This window comes from Burkholderia latens (assembly GCF_001718795.1).
In the GTDB taxonomy this organism is placed as follows: Bacteria; Pseudomonadota; Gammaproteobacteria; order Burkholderiales; family Burkholderiaceae; genus Burkholderia; species Burkholderia latens_A.
Map to the genome: position 1 here is coordinate 2,304,342 of NZ_CP013438.1, position 21,303 is coordinate 2,325,644.

Annotated in this window: 18 protein-coding genes; 13 read left to right on the plus strand and 5 right to left on the minus strand. The window is 67.7% G+C overall.

Features of this window, described 5'->3' with window-relative positions:
• Positions 1-10 precede the first annotated feature (10 nt).
• Positions 11-1,492 carry a DEAD/DEAH box helicase gene (locus tag WK25_RS29495; RefSeq protein WP_069243459.1) on the minus strand — a complete coding sequence of 494 codons (1,482 nt, stop codon included), beginning with the start codon at positions 1,490-1,492 and terminating at the stop codon, positions 11-13.
• 133 nt (positions 1,493-1,625) lie between these two features.
• Positions 1,626-2,546: a LysR family transcriptional regulator gene (locus WK25_RS29500; RefSeq protein ID WP_059548534.1), complete on the minus strand. Its 921-nt coding sequence runs from the start codon at positions 2,544-2,546 to the stop codon at positions 1,626-1,628.
• A gap of 81 nt (positions 2,547-2,627) precedes the next feature.
• Between WK25_RS29500 and WK25_RS29505 the strand changes: the two genes are divergently transcribed.
• From WK25_RS29505 to WK25_RS29550, 11 genes are all read left to right on the plus strand, one after another.
• Positions 2,628-3,578, plus strand: a complete 951-nt coding sequence (locus WK25_RS29505; RefSeq protein WP_069243460.1) for a ketopantoate reductase family protein — start codon at positions 2,628-2,630, stop codon at positions 3,576-3,578.
• Positions 3,575-3,967 (plus strand): VOC family protein, encoded by a 393-nt coding sequence (locus tag WK25_RS29510; RefSeq protein WP_040138929.1) that lies wholly within the window; start codon positions 3,575-3,577, stop codon positions 3,965-3,967. The genes WK25_RS29505 and WK25_RS29510 overlap by 4 nt, the downstream gene beginning before the upstream one ends.
• A 2-nt stretch (positions 3,968-3,969) precedes the next feature.
• Entirely contained in the window at positions 3,970-4,428 is a 459-nt protein-coding gene (locus tag WK25_RS29515; protein ID WP_040138930.1) for a MaoC family dehydratase, read from the plus strand.
• Positions 4,428-5,654 carry a CaiB/BaiF CoA transferase family protein gene (locus tag WK25_RS29520; RefSeq protein ID WP_069243461.1) on the plus strand — a complete coding sequence of 409 codons (1,227 nt, stop codon included), beginning with the start codon at positions 4,428-4,430 and terminating at the stop codon, positions 5,652-5,654. The genes WK25_RS29515 and WK25_RS29520 overlap by 1 nt, the downstream gene beginning before the upstream one ends.
• Entirely contained in the window at positions 5,647-6,489 is an 843-nt protein-coding gene (aroE, locus tag WK25_RS29525) for a shikimate dehydrogenase (protein WP_069243462.1), read from the plus strand. The genes WK25_RS29520 and aroE overlap by 8 nt, the downstream gene beginning before the upstream one ends.
• Positions 6,490-6,496: 7 nt before the next feature.
• A complete protein-coding gene (locus tag WK25_RS32295; RefSeq protein WP_257785765.1) occupies positions 6,497-6,625 on the plus strand; it encodes a hypothetical protein in 129 nt (42 codons plus the stop codon).
• A 232-nt stretch (positions 6,626-6,857) separates the two neighbouring features.
• The gene (locus tag WK25_RS29530; protein ID WP_069243463.1) at positions 6,858-7,262 is read left to right on the plus strand and encodes a GlcG/HbpS family heme-binding protein; all 405 of its coding nucleotides are present in this window, start codon (positions 6,858-6,860) and stop codon (positions 7,260-7,262) included.
• Positions 7,263-7,306: 44 nt separating this feature from the next.
• On the plus strand, positions 7,307-9,481 hold the full coding sequence (locus WK25_RS29535) for a malate synthase G (protein WP_059548500.1): 2,175 nt from the start codon (positions 7,307-7,309) through the stop codon (positions 9,479-9,481).
• A gap of 554 nt (positions 9,482-10,035) precedes the next feature.
• Complete coding sequence (locus tag WK25_RS29540; RefSeq protein ID WP_040138935.1) at positions 10,036-11,601, plus strand: sensor domain-containing diguanylate cyclase; 1,566 nt, start codon at positions 10,036-10,038, stop codon at positions 11,599-11,601.
• A 113-nt stretch (positions 11,602-11,714) separates the two neighbouring features.
• Positions 11,715-13,097, plus strand: coding sequence for a cache domain-containing protein (locus WK25_RS29545; RefSeq protein ID WP_069243589.1), 1,383 nt, complete (start codon positions 11,715-11,717; stop codon positions 13,095-13,097).
• Between the two features lie 32 nt (positions 13,098-13,129).
• Positions 13,130-13,774, plus strand: coding sequence for a response regulator (locus WK25_RS29550; RefSeq protein WP_059548502.1), 645 nt, complete (start codon positions 13,130-13,132; stop codon positions 13,772-13,774).
• Positions 13,775-13,936: 162 nt separating this feature from the next.
• Here the strand turns inward: WK25_RS29550 and WK25_RS29555 are convergent, their stop codons facing one another.
• The gene (locus tag WK25_RS29555; RefSeq protein ID WP_040138937.1) at positions 13,937-14,533 is read right to left on the minus strand and encodes an MlaC/ttg2D family ABC transporter substrate-binding protein; all 597 of its coding nucleotides are present in this window, start codon (positions 14,531-14,533) and stop codon (positions 13,937-13,939) included.
• Between the two features lie 329 nt (positions 14,534-14,862).
• Between WK25_RS29555 and WK25_RS29560 the strand changes: the two genes are divergently transcribed.
• Together WK25_RS29560 and WK25_RS29565 are read left to right on the plus strand one after the other, a co-directional pair.
• On the plus strand, positions 14,863-17,496 hold the full coding sequence (locus tag WK25_RS29560; protein ID WP_069243464.1) for an MMPL family transporter: 2,634 nt from the start codon (positions 14,863-14,865) through the stop codon (positions 17,494-17,496).
• Positions 17,489-18,496: a VacJ family lipoprotein gene (locus WK25_RS29565; RefSeq protein WP_040138939.1), complete on the plus strand. Its 1,008-nt coding sequence runs from the start codon at positions 17,489-17,491 to the stop codon at positions 18,494-18,496. The genes WK25_RS29560 and WK25_RS29565 overlap by 8 nt, the downstream gene beginning before the upstream one ends.
• Before the next feature lie 121 nt (positions 18,497-18,617).
• Here the strand turns inward: WK25_RS29565 and WK25_RS29570 are convergent, their stop codons facing one another.
• Positions 18,618-19,325 (minus strand): phosphorylase, encoded by a 708-nt coding sequence (locus tag WK25_RS29570; RefSeq protein WP_082721622.1) that lies wholly within the window; start codon positions 19,323-19,325, stop codon positions 18,618-18,620.
• A gap of 3 nt (positions 19,326-19,328) precedes the next feature.
• On the minus strand, positions 19,329-21,302 hold the full coding sequence (gene shc / locus WK25_RS29575; protein WP_040138941.1) for a squalene--hopene cyclase: 1,974 nt from the start codon (positions 21,300-21,302) through the stop codon (positions 19,329-19,331).
• Position 21,303: the final 1 nt, after the last annotated feature.

Genomic DNA, 21,303 nt, shown 5'->3' on the forward strand with positions numbered 1-21,303 from the left:
TTGGCGAAAATCAGGGCCGGCCTTTGCCGCGGCCGCCGGCGGGCTTGCCAGGCTTCCCGCCCGGCTTGCCAGGCCCCGCACCCGGCTTGCCCGCAGCTTTGCCGCCCGATTTCGCGCGCGGCTTTTGCACGCTGAACGGGCTGCCGCTGATCACGTTCGCGCTTGCGCCGCCCGCGCCATTGCCCGGAGCCGTCGTCCGCTGCGCCGCCGGCTTGCGCTTCCCATCACCATTTTGCGCATGCGGCTTTTTGCCTGGCATCGGCCTGGGCGCCGGCTGCGCCTGCGGCACTTTCGGTTTCTTTGGCTTTTTCGGCTTCTTGATGATCTGCCCGGTCGCACTGGTTTCCGGCACCCGATGTTCGGCTTCGAAACCCGGCTCCTCTTCGCGACGCAGCGTCTGCCGGATCAGCGCTTCGATCGCGGCCAGTTGCGGGGCTTCGTCCGCGCACACGAGCGACACGGCCACACCGCTCGCGCCCGCACGACCGGTGCGGCCGATGCGATGCACGTAGTCCTGCGCGACGATCGGCAGATCGACGTTGATCACCAGCGGCAGGTCGTCGATATCGAGCCCGCGCGCCGCCACGTCCGTGGCGACCAGCATTTGCACGTCGCCGGCCTTGAAGCGCTCCAGCGCGCGCAATCGCGCGGGCTGCGGCTTGTCGCCGTGGATCGTGTCGACCGCATAGCCCGCGTCGTGCAACATCGCCGCGAGGTAGTCCACGCCCGCACGCGTCTTCACGAACACCAGCGCGTGCTCCCAGTTGTTCTCGCGCACCAGGTGCATGAAGAGGTCCGGCTTGTTCCGCTTGTCCACCGGCACGACCCATTGCTTGATCTTGCTGGCCGTCGCATTGGGCGGACTGACGCTGATATCGACCGGCTTGCGCAGAATGCTTGCCGCCATCGCGCGGATGTCGTCGGTGAACGTGGCGGAGAACAGCAGCGTCTGCCGCTGCGCCGGCAACGCGGCAAAGACGGCATTAAGCTCGCGCGCGAAGCCGAGATCGAGCATGCGGTCGGCTTCGTCGAGCACCAGCGCCTGCACCTGATCGAACTGCACGGCGTTCTGGCGATTGAGATCCAGCAGCCGGCCCGGCGTGGCGACGAGCACGTCGACACCCTTGCGCAGCTTCATCATCTGCGGATTGATGCTCACGCCGCCGTAGGCGGCCAGGAAGCGCAAATCGAGGCCCTTGCCGTATGCGACGAAGCTTTGCAGCACCTGCTCCGCCAGTTCGCGCGTGGGCACCAGCACCAGAACACGCGCGCGGTTGCTGGACACGGCCGGCCCGTGTTGCACCAGCCGTTGCAGCAGCGGCAGCGCGAAACCGGCGGTCTTGCCGGTGCCGGTCTGTGCAGCAGCCATCACGTCCTTGCCGCCGAGCACGGCAGGAATCGCCTTGGCCTGCACCGGCGTAGGTGTCTGGTAATTGAGATCTCGCAGATTGCGCTGCAACGGCTCGATCAGGCCAAGCGAGGCAAAGGACATGGGCGTATTCCGGGCTAAAACCGCAATTCTAGCGGGTGCCGCGCCGAGCGCAGCGCACTCGGCGACCCGCGAGCGAGCCCGTTCCGCGATCTCGCACTGCCCCCCGGCCGCGCGCGATGCCGATCGCCGCCGCTCAGTGCGACGCCCCGAACAGCTGGATCACGAGACCGCGCAGCCAGCGGTTGCCGGCCTCATGGTGATATCGCGCATGCCAATGCTGCCGTACCGCGAACCCGTCGACCGGGATCGGGCATCCATGAACCGCCAGATCGCTGGCCTGAGCGAGCGTCTCTCCGATATGACGCGGCAGCGTCGTGATCAGGTCGGTGCTCTGAACGATCGCGCCCAGCCCCAGAAAGCCAGGCAGCTCAAGCACCACGTCGCGCTCGATACGCGCGTGCCGCAGCGCCTGTTCGAGGAGCTGCGCGCCGGTTCCGGCGGTAATCGCGACGTGTCCTTCCGAACGATACTGCTTCGCACCGAGGCGACCGCGAATCCTCGGGTGATGCCGGTTCGCCAGACATACCCAGTCCTGGTCGTACAGTTTCTGCTGATAGATGCCGCCGCCCAGCCACGGCACATAGCCGATCGCGAGATCCGCCTCGCCGGATTCGAGCGCGCGTTCGGTGTTGCCGTCGATGCGCGCGGCTTCCAGCCGAACGCCCGGCGCCTGCGCGCGCACGTGGGCCAGCAGGCGCGGCAGCAGCGTGATATGGCTTGCATCGGTCATGCAGATCCGGAACCGCCGCTGGGCCGTCGCCGGATCGAACGCGATCTCCCACGCGGTGAAGCGGCGCAGCGATTCCAGAATCTCCCGGCACGGCCCGATCAGCGCGTCGGCCTGCGGCGTCGGCGCCATGCCGCCCGGCGTCCGGATGAACAACGGGTCGTGAAGATGTTCCCGCAAGCGCCCGAGCCAGATGCTGATCGTCGGCTGGCTCTGGCCAAGTTGCTCGGCAACGCGCGTGACGCTGCGCAGTTCGTACAGCAGATCGAAAAGCTGGAGCAGCTTCAGGTCGGGCAGGTCGGCGGTCATCGCATCGTTATTGTCAATAGCAATGACGCCATTGTATCCATTGCATTGGCAGTATGAGCGGCGGCTCCTATCGTACGTCCATACGTCAAGGAGAAGCCGTTGAAAATTGCGATTCTGGGTGCCGGCGCACTGGGCTGTGCGATCGGCGCCACCCTCACCGAAGGCGGTCACGAGACCTGGCTGATCGACCGTTCGCCCGTGCACGTCGATGCGATGCGTCGCGACGGCCTGCGCGTCGACGACGCCAGCGGCACCCGGCACGTGCGCGTCCATGCGACCACGCAAGCCGCCGATATTGCCGTGGCCGATCTCGTCATCGTGCTCGTCAAATCGTTCCACACCGACGCGGCGATCCGCGGCGCACAGTCGCTCGTGGGGCCGGATACCGTCGTGCTGTCGCTGCAGAACGGCCTCGGGCACGAAGACATCCTGGCAGACGTAGTCGGCCGCGAGCGCGTGCTCGCCGGCAAGACTTACGTCGGCGGCGTGCTGCGCGGCCCGGGCTACGTCGAATCGGGCGTGGCCGGCAAATACACGTACATCGGCGAACTCGACGGCCGCATCACGCCGCGTGTGCAGGCGATCGCCGATGCGTTCGATACGGCGGGCCTCGCCACGACAATCAGCGACAACATCGTCGGCACGATGTGGGACAAGCTGCTGGTGAACGTCGCGACGGGCGCGCTGACCGGCATCACCGGCCTCACCTACGGACAGCTGTACGACGAGCCGCTATTGAAGGCAACGTCGCTGGCGGCGGTCGCCGAGGCGGTCTCGGCGGCGCAGGCGGCCGGCGTGAAGCTCTCGATGACCGATCCCGAACAGGCATGGACGCTCGCCGCCGAGGGGCTGCCCGCGGCGTTCAAGACGTCGATGCTGCAAAGCCTCGAGAAAGGCTCGATCACCGAAATCGACTTCATCAACGGCTCGGTCGTGCGCTACGGACAACGATATGGCGTGCCGACCCCGGTCAATGCAACGCTCGTTGCCGCGATCAAGGGGCTCGAACGCGCGATGGCCGATCGCCGGCGCGAGGAGGGCAACGCATGAACACGCCAAAAGCCTATCTTGAACACGTCGCGATCTGGGTAAAGGACATCCGCTGGCATATCGGTTTCTTCGAGGAAGTCCTCGGCATGACGATGCGCGAAGTGGACGGTTCGCTCGACGCACCGCGTCAGTACTGGACGCTCGGCGGCCTGCAGTTCATCCACGCGCCGGAACATGACGGCCCGGAAGGCCGGCTCGCGCATCTCGGCGTGATGTGCGAAGACCTGGAGGCCGCGCTTGCCGCCGCACGGCGGTTCGGCGTGACCGAAATGCCGCAGGGGCGCAACTGGCTGCGGCTGCCGGACGGCCTGGCCGTCGAACTGATTCAGGCGCGGCCGGCGTCCTGCGTTGCACAGGCGCTGGCGATCAACCCGCGCGCGGAGGCATGACCATGACGATCGTCGAGAAATACTGGGACGACGCGCGCGAGGGCGACACGTGCACGAGTCCCGAGTACGTCGTGACCAAGGAACGCATTCTCGCGTACGCTGAACTCACCGGCGACCATACGCCCGTCCATGTCGACGAGGAATACGCGAACGCCAGCCATTTCGGCTGCCTCGTCGCGCACGGGCTGTTCGGCCTGTCGATTGCCGACGGCCTGAAAACGCAGAGCGACTACCGGTTCCTGCCGGGCATGTCGCTCGGCTGGACGTGGGACTTCCTGCTGCCGATCAAGGTCGGCGACGTGCTTCACGTGACGTTCCGTGTCGGCTCGATGCGCGCGAGCAAGAGCCGCCCGGAATGGGGCATCGTCGTGCTGCCGTCGGAGCTGATCAATCAGCACGGGCAGGTCGTTCAACGCGGCGAACATCGGCTGATGGTGCCGCGCCGCCCGGGAGCGCTGTGATGCAGGCCCGTCCCCTCGAAGGCATCCGCGTCGTCGACTACAGCCACTTCCTCGCCGGTCCGTATGTCGGGCGCTGTCTCGCGGCACTCGGCGCCGACGTGATCAAGGTCGAGCGCCCCGGCGCCGGCGACGCCGGGCGTCAGCACGCCACCGTGCTCGACGATCAGCAAAGCGGCTATTTCCTGCAGCTCAACATGGGCAAGCGCGGCGTGAGCGTCAACATGAAGGACGCACGCGGCAAGGCGTTCATGCAGCGGCTGTGCGATTCCGCCGACGTGTTCATCGAAAACTATCGGCCCGGCGCGCTGGACAAGCTCGGTCTCGGCTATGCGGAGCTGTCGGCGCGTAATCCGGGGCTCGTGTACTGCTCGATTTCGGCGTACGGGCATACCGGCCCGGACGCGCATCGAGCCGGTTTCGGGCTGATCGCGGAAGCAAAGAGCGGCATCATGCAGATGGTCGGCACGCCGGGCGAGCGGCCGCCGCTGCTGCGCATCTCGCTCGGCGACATGTATACCGGCATCCATGCGGTCGCGGCCATCAACGCCGCGCTGCTGGGCCGCGTGACGAGCGGCCGCGGGCAACACATCGACATGGCGCTGTACGACACGCTGGTGTCGATGCACGAATACGCGGTGCAGTGCTACACGCTGCAGGGCGTGCTGCCCGAGCAGACCGGGCACGACATGCCGACGTCGACGCTGTACGGCGTGTTTCGTGCAGCGGACGGCGATCTCGTGATCGCCGCGCAGGTCGACGACGCTTGGAAGCGCTTCGCCGCGCTGATCGCCGCGCACGGCGGCCCGGCGGATTTCGGCTCCGACACGCGCTTTCACGACAGCGTCGGGCGTAACGCGCACCGCGCGGCGATCCTGTCGGTGGTCGAGCCGTGGGTCGCCGCCCGCTCCGTCGCGTCGGTGCTCGAATTGCTCGACGGCATCGACGTTCCGTGCGCAAAGGTGCAGCGCATCGACGAGGTGCTGGACGATCCGCAGATTCAGGCACGGGGCATGGTCGTCGAGCAACAGCATCCGCGCTACGGGACGCTTCGTCTGCCGAATCTGCCGTTCCGGTTTTCCGATTGCGATACGACGATTCGCGACGTCGCACCCGATCTCGGGCAGCACAACGCGGAAGTCGCGCATTCACTGGGATTCGATTCGGCCGAGATCGACGCGATGCTGGCCGATGGCGTCCTCTTTCACAAGCGAGCCAACGATGACTGACCAGTACGCGGTGATCGGCAATCCGATCGGGCACACGAAATCCCCGCTGATTCACGGTCTCTTCGCGCAGGAGACGCAGCAGGACATCAACTACACGGCGATCGAAGGCCCGCTCGAACCGGCGGGCGCGTTCGCCGCAGCGGTACGCGGATTTTTCGAAAGGGGCGGCAAGGGCGTCAACGTCACCGCGCCGTTCAAGCTCGACGCGTTCGCGATGGCCGACGAACGCAGCGAGCGCGCGAAGCTGGCGGGCGCGGCCAACGCGCTGAAGTTCGACGACGGCCGCATCCTGGCCGACAACTTCGACGGTATCGGTCTGGTGCGCGATATCGAAGTGAACCTGCGGCTGCCGATGGCCGGCAAGCGCGTGCTGGTGCTCGGTGCCGGCGGCGCGGTGCGCGGAGCATTGCTGCCGTTCCTCGACGCGCGGCCGGCGGAACTCGTCATCGCGAATCGCGACGTCCACAAGGCGCGCACACTGGTCGCGCAGGTGTCGCAGTCCGGCCCGCGTAATGCGCTCGTGGCCGGCGGCTATGCGGAGCTCGAGCGGATGGGGCGTTTCGACCTGGTGGTCAATGCGACGTCGGCGAGCCTGACAGGCAATCTGCCGCCGGTTCCGCCGAGCGTGTTCAGCCCGCACGGCACGGCCTACGAACTCGCGTACGGCAAACGCCTCACGCCGTTTCTTCGGCTCGCGAGAAATGCTGGCGTACACGGAATCGCCGACGGCGTCGGCATGCTGGTCGAGCAGGCGGCGGAAGCGTTCGCGTGGTGGCGCGGTGTACGTCCGGAAACCAGTTCGGTGATCGACCGGCTTGCGGTGCCGTTCGACTGAACGCGCAATGAGTGCCAGCACCGCGATGGTCCCGAGTCGCGAGGCTGCGATTGCCGGCGCACCGCTCACCCCGTTCCGCGCGCGGCGCGAATCGGCGCTGTTCGGTCGCGCGAAGCCGCCGTCCGGCGCGCACTGACACTCGCTGCCGGCGCCCTTCTGCGTCAACCGCGCATCCCCGGCGCAACGCAAACTCCCGACGAAACTGCACGGCAGCCCGACGCGCTCGCGGCCGCGCGCGCGACCGGATTGTCACGGCCGACATCGGCTGCCAGACTCACCTGAGCGGCGCCGGCCGCACGCCCGTGCGCCACTGGATCGGGCTCGTCGACAACCGACTCGTCAACTGACGCTGATTCCGGAGAACCGTCATGAAGACCAAGCCCGAACTCGAACTCGCCGACGTCGAGCGCATGCTCGCCGCCGCCCGCGCGGAAGCGGAGCGTCACGGCTGGTCCGTATCGATCGCGATCGTCGACGACGGCGGCCACCTGCTCGCATTCGCGCGGCTCGACGGCGCGTCGGCGGCCAGCGCCCATATCGCGCAGGACAAGGCGCGCGCGGCCGCGCTCGGCCGTCGCGAGACGAAGGCGTATGAGGATATGATCAACGGTGGCCGCACCGCGTTTCTGAGCGTGCCGCTGACGGGCTTGCTCGAAGGCGGCGTGCCGGTCACGGTGGACGGCCGCATCGCGGGCGCGATCGGCGTGTCTGGCGTAAAGTCCGAACAGGATGTGCAGATCGCCCGCGCCGGTACACAAAGCGTCGTGGCATAGCCAGCCAACGCGCGCGCGTTTTTCATTCCCCGGGAGGAATCACGATGATCGACCAAGCAGGACTGCAAGTCGCGCCAGCGCTGAGCCAGTTCATTGAAGACGAAGCGTTGCCGGGCACCGGTATCGACAAGGCCGCGTTCTGGAGCGGTTTCTCGGCGCTGGTGCACGACCTCGCGCCGCGCAACCGCGAACTGCTCGCGGAACGCGACCGCCTGCAGCAGGAACTCGACGCATGGCACCGCGCGCACCCCGGCCCGGTGCGCGATCACGCCGCGTATCGCGCGTTCCTCGAAAAGATCGGCTATCTCGTGCCGGCGCCGGCGAACGTCGCGGCCGCCACCGCGAACGTCGACACCGAGATCGCGACGCAGGCCGGCCCGCAGCTCGTCGTGCCGCTGTCGAACGCGCGCTATGCGCTGAACGCCGCGAACGCGCGCTGGGGCAGCCTGTACGACGCACTGTACGGCACCGATGCGCTGCCGGAGGACGGCGGCGCCGAACGCACCACCGCGTACAACCCGACGCGCGGCCAGCGCGTGATCGACTACGCGCGCGGCGTGCTCGACAACGCGGCGCCGCTCGCGAGCGGCTCGCACCGCGATGCGTTGCGCTACCGCGTGCAGGACGGCCAGCTCGCCGTCGAAACCGGCAAGGGCGTCGTGCACCTCGCACAGCCCGCGCAATTCGTCGGCTACCAGGGCGCGGCCGGCGCACCGTCCGCGATCCTGCTGAAGCACAACGGGCTGCATCTGGAGATCCAGATCGACGCATCGACGCCAATCGGCCGCGCCGATCTCGCGAACGTGAAGGACATCGTGCTCGAAGCCGCGGTCAGCACGATCATCGACTGCGAGGATTCGGTCGCTGCGGTCGACGCCGACGACAAGGTTCAGCTCTACCGCAACTGGCTCGGCCTGATGCAAGGCACGCTGGTCGAAGAAGTCGCGAAGGGCGGCAAGACGTTTACGCGCCGCCTGAACGCCGATCGCGAATACACGACGCCGTCCGGCGGCACGCTGACGCTGCACGGCCGCTCGCTGCTGTTCGTGCGCAACGTCGGCCACCTGATGACCAACGGCGCGGTGCTCGATCGAGACGGCAACGAGATTCCGGAAGGGATCCTCGACGGCGTCGTCACCACGCTGTGCGCGTTGCACGACCTGAAGGCCAAGCGCAATTCGCGCACGGGCTCCATCTACATCGTGAAACCGAAGATGCACGGCCCGGCCGAAGTCGCGTTCGCCGACACGCTGTTCGCGCGGATCGAGGATTTGTACGGCCTGCCGCGCAATACGCTGAAGATGGGCATCATGGACGAGGAGCGGCGCACCAGCGTGAACCTCGCCGCGTGTATCGCGGCGGCGGCGGCCCGCGTCGCGTTCATCAACACCGGCTTCCTCGACCGCACCGGCGACGAGATGCACACCGCGATGGAAGCGGGCCCGATGATCCGCAAGGGCGACATGAAGTCGTCGGCGTGGATCCAGTCGTACGAGCGCAACAACGTGCTCGCGGGGCTGTCGGCCGGCCTGCGCGGTCGCGCGCAGATCGGCAAGGGCATGTGGGCGATGCCGGACCTGATGCATGCGATGCTCGAGCAGAAGATCGCGCATCCGCGCGCCGGCGCGAACACCGCGTGGGTGCCGTCGCCGACCGCCGCGACGCTGCACGCGCTGCACTACCACCTCGTCGACGTGCAGGCCGTCCAGCAGGAACTCGAGAAGACGCCGTACGCGAGCGAGCGCGACGCGCTGCTCGAAGGGCTGCTGACCGTGCCGGTCGTCGAGCGCGCCGAGTGGAGCGAGGCCGAGATCCTCAGCGAAGTCGAGAACAATGCGCAGGGCATCCTCGGCTACGTCGTGCGGTGGGTCGAACAGGGCGTCGGATGCTCGAAAGTGCCAGACATCCACGACGTCGGCCTGATGGAGGACCGCGCGACGCTGCGCATTTCGAGCCAGCACATCGCGAACTGGCTGCGCCATGGCGTGATCACCGAAGCCTTCGTGCTCGACGTGTTCAAGCGGATGGCGCGCGTCGTCGACCAGCAGAATGCGGGCGATCCGAACTATCGTCCAATGGCGCCCGCCTACGACGAGTCGACCGCGTTCAAGGCCGCGTGCGCGCTGGCGCTGCAGGGCGCGTCGCAGCCGAGCGGCTATACCGAGCCGCTGTTGCATCGCTTCCGGCTCGCGTTCAAGGCGCAGCAGCACGGCGCGTAAACGCCCGGCATGCGCACACGCATGCGGGCTTTCCCGCATGCGGATTCACGAAACGGACGGCCGTCGCGGCCGTCCGTTTTCATATGCGGACTGAGGCGGACGCTGAAAAGAATAATCATTGCGCATTGCACAACGTCGGGCAGACATTCTGCAATCCGTTAAAGACGGAAATCGAGCCGCGACCTAATGCGCGGCACGCGCAACGCCGCCACAGGCCCTTGCGCAGCAACGTTCACCGCGCGATTGGCAAGTATCGGCGGCCGTCGTAATTTGATCCCGATCAACGGCCGGCAACATTTTTCGCGTCCGCCAACGTGCGCGTTATACTCGGACCAATCCACGCGGCCCGATTCGCCTGATCGTTGAATCGCGGCAGAATCCGCCGATGAATGAATAATCGAGCGGTTCAGCCTGCCGCGTTGTTCCGATAATCGGCGCACGGTCGTCGGACCAGCAGAACACAACGGGGCAGCGTATCGGATCGCCACGCGCCAATCATACGAACAATTGCATCGACCCGCGTGCTGACGGCGATGCCCATCGCTTCACGAACCATGGCAGAGACCGACTACGCAATGCCCAGCGAATCCGGCCCGACCGGCCGTATCGCCGCACAATTGCGCCGGCTCCTGCTGCCGCATCTGATCTTTTATTCCGGGCTGCTGATCGGTCTGCTCCTGCTGCTTCTGTGCGGCATCGTGCTGTACGAAGCCCGCGTCGACGCCCGCGACCGCGCGCGGATCACGCAGCAGAACATCGCGCTGATGGCGTCGTGGGACATCGAGCGCAACATCGAGTTCTATTCGCTGTCGCTGCAGGCAGTCGTCGACGGCGCGAACGATCCGGCGGTCACCGCGCTGCCGATGCCGCTGCGCCGCCAGGTGCTGTTCGATCGCGCAACCACGGCCAGGTACCTCGGCGGGATCTACGTGCTCGACGCGAACGGCGACATCGCGGTCGACGGCAAGAGCGACGTGCCGCGCAAGGTCAATTTCGGCAACGAACCGTACTTCACCGTCCACCGCGATCACCCCGACGTCGGCCTGTACGTCAGCGATCCATACCGTTCGCGGCTGCGCGCCGGCTCGCCGAGCATCGCGCTCAGCCGGCGGATCACGCGGCCCGACGGATCGTTCGGCGGCGTCGCGGTGATGTCGATCCGGCTCGAATATTTCCAGGATTTGTTCTCGCGTCTCGCGCTCGGCGATCGCGGGTCGATGGCGCTGATCAACACGAAGGGCCTGATGCTCGCGCGCCAGCCATACGATCCAGCGATCGTCGGCCGCAACATCAGCAAGGCGAGCACGTTCCGGCAGTTCATGGCGGCCAGCGAAGGCAGTTTCGCCGATACCGCATCGATCGACGGCGTGCGGCGCCTGTACGTGTTCCGGCATCTGCAGAACCTGCCGCTGATCATCATGGTCGCGCGCTCCGAAGCCGACACGTACGCCGCGTGGTACGACCGCGCGATCCCGATCGGCTCGGCGATGGCGATCCTCGCGCTCGGCTTCGTCGGCCTGTCGCTGCTGCTCGACGTGCAGCTGCGCAAACGCCACCGCGCGGAAACGGAACTGGAGGCGCTCGCGCGCACCGACGGCCTCACCGGCCTCGACAACCGCCGGATGCTCGACGTCACACTCGCGCGCGAATGGCGTCGCGCCGCGCGCTCGCAACACGCGCTGTCGCTGCTGTTCGTCGACGTCGATCACTTCAAGCGCTACAACGACACGCAAGGCCACCAGGCCGGCGACGACGCACTCGCCGCGGTCGCACGCTGCATCGCCGGCTGCCTGCGGCGGCCGGCCGACTACGCGGCGCGCTACGGCGGCGAGGAATTCGTCGTCGTGCTGCCCAATGTCGATACGGACGGCGCCGTGACGATCGCCGAAGCGATCCGCACCGGCATCCTCGAGCTCGGCATCCACCACGACACGGGCACGACGGGGCGGCTCACCGCGAGCATCGGCGTGACGACCTGCTATCCGGCCCGCGACTGCAGCATCCAGCGCGCGCTGAAAGTCGCCGACGACGCGCTGTATCGCGCGAAGGAGCTGGGACGCAACCGGGTCGTCGTGCAGATCGCATCGGCCGCCGCCGAGCGCGAGCCGCGGCGCGCCTGAGCGCCGCCCGGCCATTCCGCGCGCGCCGCCGGCGGGCAAAATCGCCGACAATGTCGGCTCGCCGCGCTATGCGCGGCGCGCGTCCGCCGTCGGCGCGCCGGCTTCCCGTCACCATGAAACTCAAGGCAAAGATATTTCTTCTGGCCATCGTGCCGTTCCTGCTCGCGATCGCCGGCATCGGTTTCGGCGTGCGTCAGCAGGCGACGTCGCTCGCGCGCACGCAGCACGCGACGATCCAGGCCGCGTACCTGTCGAGCAAGGAAGTCGAGCTCAAGCATTACGTCGAGCTTGCGACGAGCGCGATCATGCCGCTGTACGACGCTAGCGGCGGCAACGCGCGCGACGACGGGTTGCTGCGCACGCAGGCGCTCGCGATGCTGCAAAAGATGGATTTCGGCCCCGACGGTTATTTCTTCGTCTACGACCTGCACGGCAATGCGCTGATGCATCCGCGCGAACCCGAGCGCGTCGGCCACAACTTCTGGACGATGCGCGATCCGCAGGGCGCGCTGACGATCCAGCAGCTGATCGGCGCGGCCTCGCACGGCGGCGGCTACGTGCGCTACACGTGGCAACGGCCGTCGACCGGCAAGCCCGCACCGAAGCTCGGCTACGTCGTCGCGCTCGAGCGCTGGGGCTGGATGGTCGGCACCGGCATCTATCTCGATGACGTCGACACCGCGTTGCAGCGCATCGACGCGCGCGCGTCCGCGAACATCGAGCGAACGATGAGCTGGCTCACCGCGATCGCGCTGACCGGCGCCGCCGCGATCGCCGTGTGCGCGCTGGTGCTGAATGTCAGCGAATCGCGCAGTGCCGACGCAAAGCTCAAGCAGCTCGCGCAGCGCGTCGTCGAATCGCAGGAGCAGGAGCGCGAACGGCTGTCGCGCGAGTTGCATGACGGGATCAGCCAGATGATGGTGTCTGCGAAGCTGATGCTCGAATCCGCGCTCGCGCGCTTCGAGCGCGGCGCGACACGCATGCCCGAAGCCGAGCAGGCGCTCGCGTCGGGCGTCGGGCGGCTCGGCGACACGTTGCGCGAAGTGCGGCGCATCTCGCATGCGCTGCGCCCGGCGATGCTCGACGATCTCGGCCTCGCGGCCGCGCTCGAACAACTGGTGCGCGAACTCGGCACGGAAAGCGGCATCGACATCGGCTATACGCAGGTCGCGCACAGCGGCGCGCGGCCGCTACCTGCGGCGGTCAACACGGCGCTGTTCCGGATCGCGCAGGAAGCGCTCAGCAACATCGTGCATCATGCGCAGGCGTCGCGCGCGGCCGTCACGCTCGATGTCGGCGCGCATGCGGTCACGCTGACCATCGCCGACAACGGCTGCGGCTTCGATGCCGAACGGACGCAGACCGATGCGCGCCGCGGCATCGGGCTGCGCAACATGCGCGAGCGCCTCGATGCGCTCGGCGGCACGCTGACGATCGCGTCGCAGGTTGGCCACACCGTCGTTGCCGCGCGCGTGCCGCTGCGCGCCGCCGCCTGACGGTGCGCGCCCCTAACCGGAGACTCTTGCCCATGAGCGCCCCCGACACCGCCCGGCCCGCTGCCCGCCTGCTACTCGTCGACGATCACCCGCTGGTACGCGACGGGTTGCGGATGCGGCTCGAGGCAGCCGACTTGTCCGTGGTCGGCGAAGCCGGCAACGCCGACGAGGCGCTCGCGCTCGCCGCGTCGCTCGAACCCGATCTCGCGCTGATGGACGTCGGCATGAACGGGATGAACGGGATCACGCTCGCCGGCGTGTTCCACGAGCGCTTCCCGGGCATTCGCGTGCTGATGCTGTCGATGCACGACAACGTCGAATACGTGACGCAGGCCGTGCGAGCCGGCGCGAGCGGTTATCTGCTGAAGGATTCGCCAGCGAGCGAGATCGTGCGCGCGATCGGCGCGGTGCTGGCCGGCCAGACGTTCTTCAGCGAAGGGCTCGCCGCGCGGATGATCCAGGCGAGCGCGACCGCGTCGCCGCTCGACCGGTTGACGCCGCGCGAACGCGACATCCTCGATGCGCTGGCCGAGGGGCTGTCGAGCAAGCAGATCGCGCAGCAGACGGGGCTGTCGGTGCGCACGGTGGAAACGCACCGGCTCAATCTCAAACGCAAGCTCGAAATCGAAGGGCAGGCGGAACTGATCAAGTTCGCGGTCGAGCATCGGCGGCGGTAGGCGGTCTTCCGACTGCTCGCACCGCGCGCGATTCGCCCCTCCAAAGCACTTGCAGACTCGCTGGGTCAGCATCCCGCAGTGGCAATCGCCGCTCGACCGACCCGCGAATAGAAAAGGCGCCCGGAGGCGCCTTTCATGCATCCAGACTTCGCGCGTCGACGCTCAATTCGTCCGCGAATTGTGCTTCTGCAGATACGCGATCAGCGCGTCGACGCCGCCCGATGCGAGCTGGCTCTTGAACTGGCCCTGATATACCTGGATCAACCACGCGCCCGACATGTCGATGTCGTAGATCTTCCAGTCGTTGCCGACCTTGCCGAGCCGGTAGCCGACCGACTGGCTGTCGCCCGGCGTCGTGACCGTCGACTGCACCAGCGCATCGGCGCCCGACGCGCCGCCGGCCTTGAACGAGAACTTCGCATCCTGGTTGCCGAGCTGCGCGAGCGACGCCGCATAGGTGCGCGTCATCAGCAGCTTGAACTGCTTGTACAGCTCCTGCTGCTGTTGCGGTGTCGCCTGCTTCCACGCGTCGCCGACGGCGATGCGGGTCGTGCGTTCGAAATTCGTCGCCGGCAGGAAGCGCTGCTCGACGACTTGCGTGACTTTCGCCATGTCGCCGCCGCGCGCGGCCGGGTCGGCCTTCATCGCGTTGACGGTGCCCTCGACCGCACTGCGGACGACGTCGACCGGCGCGCTCTGCGCGAAAGCGGAAACCGACACGGCTGCGGCCGCGATGAAAGCAAACAGATGACGTTTCATACTGATATTCGCACTCGATGAGAAAAAACGGCCGGCAAAATCGCATGCGTTGCATCGGCCGGTGGGTCGAAGTATAGCGGCCCCCACGCGCGCCTGCCGCGCGGTGACCGACTGTTACCTTTGATCCCCCTTTGTCACAGAGCCTTCGCCGCGGCGCTCCGCGCCGATTATGTAAGCGTCCCCTTACCAATCATCCGATCTTTGGCGCCGATTCTCGCGAAGCGGAGCAAATATCCTTCCCGCCCTTTTACGTAGCGACGTCGCGACCGACGCCACGTTGCGCCGGTATACTCGTTGCTTTGCCCTTGCCAGCCCCTCCGCACCGCCACATGGTGACATCTCTCATCGTCCGACTCGTCGCATGGTCGGTCCGCCGCCCCGTCTGGGTCGTCGTGCTGTCGCTCGTCATTGCCGCGTTCAGCGGCGTCTATGTCGCGCAGCACTTCAAGATCAACACGGACATCAGCAAGCTCGTCGATGCCGAGCCGCAATGGGCCGCGCTCAGCAAGGCCGTCGACGCAGCGTTCCCGCAACGCAACGGCACGATCCTCGCGGTGGTCGAAGCGCCCGCGCCCGAATTCGCGACCGCCGCCGCGCACGCGCTCACCGACGCGCTGCAGAAGCAAACCGACGCCGGCCATATCGGTCAGGTCGGCGAACCCGGCGGCGGCCCGTTCTTCGAGCACAACGGGCTGCTGTTCCTGTCGCCGCAGGAGGTGTCGGATACGACGTCCCAGCTCGCGAGCGCGCGGCCGCTCGTCAACGAACTCGCGAAGAACCCGAGCCTCACCGGGCTCGCGACCACGCTGTCCACCACGCTCGGCCAGCCGCTGTTGACCGGGCAGGTCAAGCTGCCGGCGATGGCGAAGCTGCTCGCGCGCAGTGCCGCGACCGTCGACGACGTGCTGGCCGGCAAGCCGGCCGCATTCTCCTGGCGCGGGCTGGTCGACAGCGACGCCGCACGCCAGCCGGCGCGCGCATTCGTCACCGTGCAGCCGGTCGTGAACTACGGCGCGCTGAAGGCCGGCGCGGCCACGAGCGAGGTGATCCGCGACACCGCGCGCACGCTCGATCTGGAAAAACGCTACGGCGCGGTCGTGCGCCTGACCGGCGAACAGCCGCTCGCCGACGACGAATTCGCGTCGGTCGAAGACGGCGCCGCGCTCAACGGCGTGCTCACGCTGCTCGCCGTGCTCGTGATCCTGTGGCTCGCGCTGCGCTCGAAGCGAATGATCGGATCGGTGCTCGTCACGCTGTTCGTCGGCCTCGTCGTGACCGCCGCGCTCGGCCTTGCGATGGTCGGTTCACTGAACATGATCTCGGTCGCGTTCATGGTGCTGTTCGTGGGCCTCGGCGTCGACTTCTCGATCCAGTACGGCGTGAAGTACCGCGAGGAACGCTTCCGCGATCCGCGCATCGATCACGCGCTGATCGGGGCCGCGCACTCGATGGGCATGCCGCTCGCGCTCGCGACCACGGCCGTCGCGGCGAGCTTTTTCTCGTTCATCCCGACCGCGTATCGCGGCGTGTCCGAGCTCGGGCTGATCGCGGGCGTCGGGATGTTCGTCGCGCTGTTGACCACGCTCACACTGCTGCCCGCGCTGCTCCGCCTGTTCGCGCCGCCCGGCGAATCGAAGACGCCCGGGTTTCCGTGGCTCGCGCCGGTCGACGATTTCCTCGATCGCCATCGCAAGCCGATCCTCATCGGCACGCTCGCGGTCGTGATCGGCGCGCTGCCGCTGCTCGCGTTCCTGCACTTCGACTTCAATCCGCTGCACCTGAAGGATCCGCACAGCGAATCGATGGCGACGCTGCTCGCGCTGAAGGATTCGCCGGAAGCCGCGGTCAACGACGTCACGCTGCTCGCGCCGTCGCTCGCCGAAGCCGACGCGGCCGCGAAGCGCCTCGACGCGCTGCCGGAGGTCGGTCGCACGACGACGCTCACGACTTTCGTGCCGGCCGACCAGCCGGCCAAGCGCGCGGCGATCGCCACGGCTGCGAGCGAACTGCTGCCCGCGCTGACGCAGCCGGCCGCGCCGCCCGCGACCGACGCGCAGCGCGTCGCCGCGCTCAAGCGCGTGTCGGACCTGCTGAGCTATGCGGCGGAAGATCACCCGGGGCCGGGCGCGCCGGCCGCGCAGCATCTGTCGGCATCGCTCGCGAAGCTGGCCGCGGCCGACAGCGCGACGCGCGATCGCGCGGAACGCGCGTTCTCGGACACGCTGCGCATCGCACTCAACCAGCTCGCGACGCTGCTGCAGCCGCAGGAGATCACGCGCGAATCGCTGCCGCCGCAGCTGGTGCGCGACTGGGTCGCGCCGGACGGCCACGCGCTCGTGCAGATCTCGCCGAAGGTGCCCAAGGGCGTCGACCCGAACGACGACACGATGCTGCGCCGCTTCGCGAAGGCCGTGAAGGCGGCGGACCCGGGCGCGACCGGCGGTCCGATCTCGATCCTGCATTCGGCCGAGACGATCATCAACGCGTTCCTGCATGCGGCGCTGTGGTCGATCATCTCGATCACCATCCTGCTGTGGATCACGTTGCGCCGCTTCGGCGACGTGCTGCGCACGCTGGTGCCGCTGCTCGTGTCCGGGCTCGTCACGCTCGAGATGTGCGTGGTGCTCGGCATGTCGCTGAACTTCGCGAACATCATCGCGCTGCCGCTGATGCTCGGCGTCGGCGTCGCGTTCAAGGTGTACTTCGTGATGGCATGGCGCGCGGGGCAGACTGGCCTGCTGCACTCGAGCCTCACGCACGCGGTGCTGTTCAGCGCCGCGACGACGGCAACCGCTTTCGGCAGCCTGTGGCTGTCGCATCATCCGGGCACGTCGAGCATGGGCAAACTGCTTGCGCTGGCGTTGACCTGCACGCTGATCGGCGCCGTGGTGTTTCAGCCTGTCCTGATGGGCAAACCGCGCGTCAAACGCGCCAAGAACCAATCGCAAGGAAACAATGAATAAGGTGCGAATCATTGCGGCGACCGTCGCAGCCAGCGCGGTGCTCAGCGGCTGCGCGACGGGCCCGAACCGCAACCCCAACGACCCGCTCGAGCCGATGAACCGCGCGATGTACAAGTTCAACGACACGGTCGACACGAACATCGCGGTGCCGATCGCGAAGGGATACCAGAAGATCACGCCGACGCCGGTGCGCACCGCGATCAGCAACTTCTTCTCGAACCTCGGCGATCTCGGCAACATGGCGAACAACCTGTTGCAGCTGCGCATCACGGATGCGACGCAGGACCTGATGCGCGTGGCGATGAACTCGGTGTTCGGCGTCGGCGGCCTGATCGACATCGCGACGCCGGCCGGCCTGCCGAAGCATCACCAGGACTTCGGGCTGACGATGGCGCGCTGGGGCATGCCGTCGGGCCCGTACCTCGTGTTGCCGGTGTTCGGCCCAAGCACGATTCGCGACGGCGTCGGCCGCGCGGTGGACGTCCGCTTCAACCTGCTCAACTACATCGAGCCGGCCGTGCGCAATCCGATGTACATCGCGCAGTTCATCAGCGCGCGCTCGGACCTGCTCGGCGCAACCGATTTGCTGAAGCAGGCGGCGCTCGATCCGTATTCGTTCGTCCGCGATGCGTATCTGCAGCAACGCAAGTCGCTCACGTATCGCGGGCAGTCGGCGTCGACCGCGGTGCCGAACTACGCGGAGCCGGGTGAAGCCGGCGCGGTGCCGGCCGCGACGCCCGCCATGCCGGGCGGCTTGCCGAACTATGAGGATCCGGGTGAGTCGGGAGGCGCATCGGGCGCAACGCCGAACAATGCGCCGGCCGCACCGGGCCTGCCGCAGTACGACGATCCGGGTGCGGGCGCGGCAGCGCCCGCGAGTGCGCCTGCTGCGGCATCGGCGGCTGCGCCGACCGGTGCAACGACCGCACCTGCCGCGAACGGCGCGCCCATCGCGCCGGCCGTGCCGACGCCGCCCGCAAGCGCTCCGGCCGCGCAGTAGCGCGGCCACGCCGTCTGCCGGAACGACAAGGAGCGCTGCATCATGCAGCGCTCTTTTTTTGCGCGTCCGCGAAACGAAAAAGAGGAGGGGAGAAGCGCAGCGGGAAAGCGGCGAGCGCCGCTCAGACGATCCGCATCGCGCCCGCACGCTCGAACGCGTGCCGCGCCTGTATCAGCGTCGTGCGCGCTGCGCGCGCATCGCCCGCGACCTGCAGCAGCGGACCAAGCTGCGACGGCTGCTTCAGCAGCTCGCGCAAAATCGGCAGGATCGCGGTGCTGCCGTCGTCGCGCAGGCCGGCCGTCGCCGCGCGCGGCAGCGTGCGCCACGCGGGATCGACGATCGCGCGACACACCGCGAACGGCACGCCGCGCGACGCGGCGAAGGCCGCCGCGATATGCGATTCCATGTCGACGGCGAGCGCGCCCTTCGCACGATGCAGCGACGTCTTTTCCTGCTCGCTGACCACCGGCGCGCCAACTGCCGCCATCGTGCCGCGCGTGACGCGCGCCCACACCGGCGTGTCGTGCAGCGCGGCGACGAGGCGGGCGCTCCAGCCCGGATCGGTCGGCACGCGGCCGAACGGGCCGTCGATCGCGTCCGCGATCACGAGCGCGCCGGGCGCGAGCTCGGGCGCGAGCCCGCCCGCGGTGCCGAAGCTGACGATGCCCGCGCAACCGCGTGCGGTCGCTTCGGCCAGCGCGCGCTCGAGCCGGTCGGCCCGCGCGGCGAACACCGCCTCGACGCCGTGACCGCGCGCAATGCGCGCCTCGAACGCCATCCCCGTGACGGCGATGACGGGCAGCGTGCCGTTGTGCTGCGTCGCCGGCACGCGTTACATCCCGACCGTCACGCGCGTCGCATTCGCGCGCTTCAGGTTGCGATAACGCGCAAGCGCCCACAGCGGGAAGAACTTGCGATAGCCGTGATAGCGCAGGTAGAACACGCGCGGGAAACCGGTCGCCGTGAAGCGCGTCTCGTCCCACAGGCCTTCGTCGTTTTGCTGCGCGATCAGGTAGTCGACGCCGCGTGCGACAGCCGGGTTGTTCACCTCGCCGGCCGCCATCAGTCCGAGCAGCGCCCAGGCCGTCTGCGACGCCGTGCTCGGCGCCTGCTCGTAGCCGCGGTAGTTCAGCTTGTAGCTGTCGCCGTCCTCCCCCCAGCCGCCGTCCTTGTTCTGGATCGACAGCAGCCACTGCGCGCCGCGCTTCATGCGCGGATCGTCCGGCGTCAGGCCGGCCGCGTTCAGCGCGCAAAGGGCCGTCCATGTGCCGTATACGTAGTTCATCCCCCAGCGGCCGTACCAGCTGCCGTCCGGCTCCTGTTCCTTCAGCATGTAGTCGAGCGCGCGACGGGCCGGCTCGCTGTTCAGCGGCGTCTCGCCGAGTTGCGACAGCATCGACAGGCAGCGGCCCGACACGTCGGCGGTCGGCGGATCGAGCAGTGCGCCGTGATCCGAGAACGGAATGTTGTTCAGGTAGTACTGCGTGTTCTCCGGTTCGAACGCGCCCCAGCCGCCGTCGCTGCTCTGCATGCCGACCACCCATTCGCGCGCACGCGCCATCGATTCGCGATACGTGTCCGTCTGCTTGAGCTTCTGAGCGCGGTCCATCGCCATCACGACCACAGCGGTGTCGTCGACGTCCGGATAGTGCGCATTCGCGTACTGAAACGCCCAGCCGCCCGGCCGGACGTTCGGCCGGCGCGAGATCCAGTCGCCGCGCACGTCGAGAATCTGCAGCGGGCGCAGCCAATCGAGGCCGCGCAGTACGGCCTCTTCCGCACGCGCGTCGCCGGTTTCGAGCAGCGCATGCGCGGCGAGCGACGTGTCCCACACCGGCGACAGGCACGGCTGGCAATACGCTTCGTCCTCGTGCACGACGAGCAGTTTCTCGACCGACTTGCGCGCGATCGCGCGATTCGGATGATCTTCAGCGTAGCCGAGCACGTCGTACATCATCACCGCGTTGGCCATCGCCGGATAGATCGCGCCCAGGCCGTCCTCGCCGTTCAGGCGCTCGTCGACGAACGCCACCGCCTGACGGATCGCGCGTTCGCGCGTGTAGCTGGGGAACAGCCCGTCGACCGCGCGCAACGCATGATCGACCACGCGGAAGAACGCGAACCAGCCAGGGCTCTGGTGACCCTGGCGCGGCAGCAGCCCCGCGTTGACGGGCGGGTCGATGAACAGCTCGTCGATACGCACGCCGCGCGGGTTCTTTGCGAGCGGGCGCTTTGCATTCAGCACCAGCAGCGGCACGATCACCGTGCGCGCCCAGTACGACACCTTCGACAGATGGAACGGGAACCACTGCGGCAGCAGCATGATTTCGACCGGCATCATCGGCACCGCGCGCCACGGGATCGCACCGTACAGCGCGAGCTGGATCCGCGTGAACACGTTCGACATCTCCGCGCCGCCCATCGCATGGATCGCCCGGCGCGCACGCTGCATGTGCTCGGCGTTCTCGTCGTCGCCGATCACCTTCAGCGCGAAATACGCCTTCACGCTCGCGCTGATGTTCGGTGCGCCGTCGGTGAACAGCGGCCAGCCGCCGTCGGCCTGCTGGATGCGGCGCAGATAGCGGCCGATCTTCTGTTCGAGCTCGAGGTTCGGCGTCTCGCCGAGATAGTGGACGAGCAGTACGTATTCGGCCGGAATCGTCGAATCGGCCTCCAGTTCGTAGACCCAGTGTCCGTCCGCGTTCTGCGCGGCCAACAGCGCGTCGGTCGCGCGCGCGACGGCCGTGTCGAGCGAGGCCGGCACGGTGCCGGCGGACAGGGTAGCCATTTCGGTGAGATCGTTCATC